Raw genomic sequence first — 2,175 nt, forward strand, 5'->3', positions numbered from 1 at the left:
TTGATAACTTAGAGCCAGGCACTACCAGCGCCCGGCGCCGTGAAGTTTATACAGTGTGAGGAGGGGTGGAGTGAGTATCCAAATACTAATCATAGGCCGGATGCTTTGCGCTTTGGCCTGCATTTTTGCAGCAGTATCAATGATATCTAAAGGACATGACGGTTGGGGTTGGTTCTTGTTTGTAGCTGTTTTGTTTGGGGGAGGGAGCCTAAAGGAATCAGAAGGGGGAGAGGAAGCATGACTGAAACGATGGAGCGTGACCCCAACGGCAAAGACCCCCACGAACCAGGGGCGAAATGTGACGAGGGGAAAATCATGGCCGGGGTTCTTGATGATTTCTCCCTGGCATTAATGGCGGTCGCTGAAGTGGGGACATTCGGGGCGAATAAATATACCAGGGGTGGCTGGCAGCAAGTACCTAATGGCAGGCAGCGTTATCGCGATGCGTTGTGGCGTCACCACCTAAAAGAGCGACACGAAACAAAAGACCCTGAAACGGGGCTGTTACACAAGGCTCATAAAGCCTGGAATGCTCTGGCTGAATTGGAGCTGGAACTGAGAGAGGTGAGGGCAGGGATATGAATAGATGGAAGAAGCTAAAACTCTGCTATCGCTGGAATTGGGGAAGTAAAATTATTTTTGAGTTGTGGGGCGAATCATTTTTTGAGGTGGCAAGGCTGGGGCGCGCCATTATAGAGAGATTGGTTGTGGTAATTTTAGTCTTAATAGCCATCCCTCTATATCTCCTCAAAGCGATACTTTTCCCCATGTATCACTACCTTATGGAGCCGGCTTGGAGGAGTCTCTTCTTGGAGGATAAGCCGGCAGAGAGTATGGATATAGCTTTAAGCGAGCAGGGGGTGGCCAATGTCAGAAATAGCAATACGTGATTTATTGTGGGAGTGGTCCCGAGCTTATCCGGAAAGGGTAGGGGATTCAGTATCCTGGCCCCGTATATCAATATATTGCCAGAACATGGAAAGCAGTTATCCGGAAGTGCCTCCACCACCAATTGATAGGGAGAGGGCTGAGAAGACAGACACCGCGGTGCTTGCATATCTGAGTGTAGTGCGCAAGCGTCGAGACCAAGGGAAGGCGCAACTCGAAGGGATGATTTTCTGGCTGCGATATTACTACCAGTGGGAGATGCCTGATGTGTGCAAGAAAGCGGGGCAAAGCAAGAGTTGGGTGATAAATATGTGTCGAGTGATAGAGGGGACGTTAGAAGCTTTTTTGTTGGCGCAAAATGCTGCGTAACTGGATTTAAATACAGTCTGTATTAATTGACAGTGTACACGTGTACACGCTAATATATGTAAAGCTGCTCAGGTTTTCATGCAGCGACCGTGAATCCTTTCTTAAACCGGCCCCCCAGCCGGTTTTTTTATACCTGAAATTTGGGACTTCAAATGATTGAAGACTCTCCACTCCTGCGCTTACTCAATATAAGCAAGCGCTGGTACAGGTGGGCCCAACATAACGAATTCAAACTGGGATACCTTGTTGTCCATCCTGACGATTATGAGTTTATGGGTTATCCAGAGTCTTGGATGGGCATTCGAGTAAAACCGCTCTAAGGGAACAGCTGTGACTGCACCTAAGCTAAAGATTAGCGAGTTTCATGTATTCAAAAACTATTACCATGACGGCAAAAAGAGCTATCGAGTCGAAGACCTCATAGAGTTGGCGAAAGACCAGGAAGCTTTTGACTTGCCCTTAGCTGGAATTCCAATAGGTGATAACCCCTGGGATGGGTCAACCATAAAGTCTTTTGTTTATCACGTTACCCGGGTTAACAACGCTGACCTGAGTTATCCGATAATTTTGGATGTAGAGGGACATATTGCAGACGGTTGGCATCGTGTCTGCAAAGCAATTCTTGAAGGGCGCAAGTACATCAAAGCCGTCAGATTGACAGTGATGCCTGACCCTATATCTGATTAAAAACCACTCCCGAGATAATCATGTTCACATTAACGCGATTTGCTTATGGCTCAGAAGCAACTCTGGGCCGGCTACGTGTCGGTGACCGTACTTTCTATACCGTAGAACGCCCATGGCTAGGTAATAAGCCATTCGAGAGCTGTATACCAGAGGGGGTTTATCAGTGTAACCCGTACAGTTCAGCCAAATACCCCAGCGTATGGGAGCTACAGGAAGTCCCAGGTCGTTCAA

General features: G+C 47.9%; 5 protein-coding genes. All 5 read left to right on the top strand.

Features of this window, described 5'->3' with window-relative positions; genetic code table 11:
- Positions 1 to 237 precede the first annotated feature (237 nt).
- Positions 238 to 582, top strand: a complete 345-nt coding sequence (locus tag ACCI49_RS24405) for a dATP/dGTP diphosphohydrolase domain-containing protein (RefSeq protein WP_371841857.1) — start codon at positions 238 to 240, stop codon at positions 580 to 582.
- Positions 579 to 890 (top strand): hypothetical protein, encoded by a 312-nt coding sequence (locus tag ACCI49_RS24410; protein WP_371841858.1) that lies wholly within the window; start codon positions 579 to 581, stop codon positions 888 to 890. Before ACCI49_RS24405 ends, ACCI49_RS24410 begins: the two co-directional genes overlap by 4 nt.
- Positions 868 to 1,257, top strand: coding sequence for a hypothetical protein (locus tag ACCI49_RS24415; protein WP_371841859.1), 390 nt, complete (start codon positions 868 to 870; stop codon positions 1,255 to 1,257). Before ACCI49_RS24410 ends, ACCI49_RS24415 begins: the two co-directional genes overlap by 23 nt.
- A gap of 330 nt (positions 1,258 to 1,587) precedes the next feature.
- A complete protein-coding gene (locus ACCI49_RS24420) occupies positions 1,588 to 1,944 on the top strand; it encodes a hypothetical protein (protein ID WP_371841860.1) in 357 nt (118 codons plus the stop codon).
- Between the two features lie 20 nt (positions 1,945 to 1,964).
- A partial coding sequence (locus tag ACCI49_RS24425; protein WP_371841861.1) for a DUF5675 family protein occupies positions 1,965 to 2,175 on the top strand: 211 nt, incomplete at its 3' end.

This window comes from Microbulbifer epialgicus (assembly GCF_041447265.1).
In the GTDB taxonomy this organism is placed as follows: domain Bacteria; phylum Pseudomonadota; class Gammaproteobacteria; order Pseudomonadales; family Cellvibrionaceae; genus Microbulbifer; species Microbulbifer epialgicus.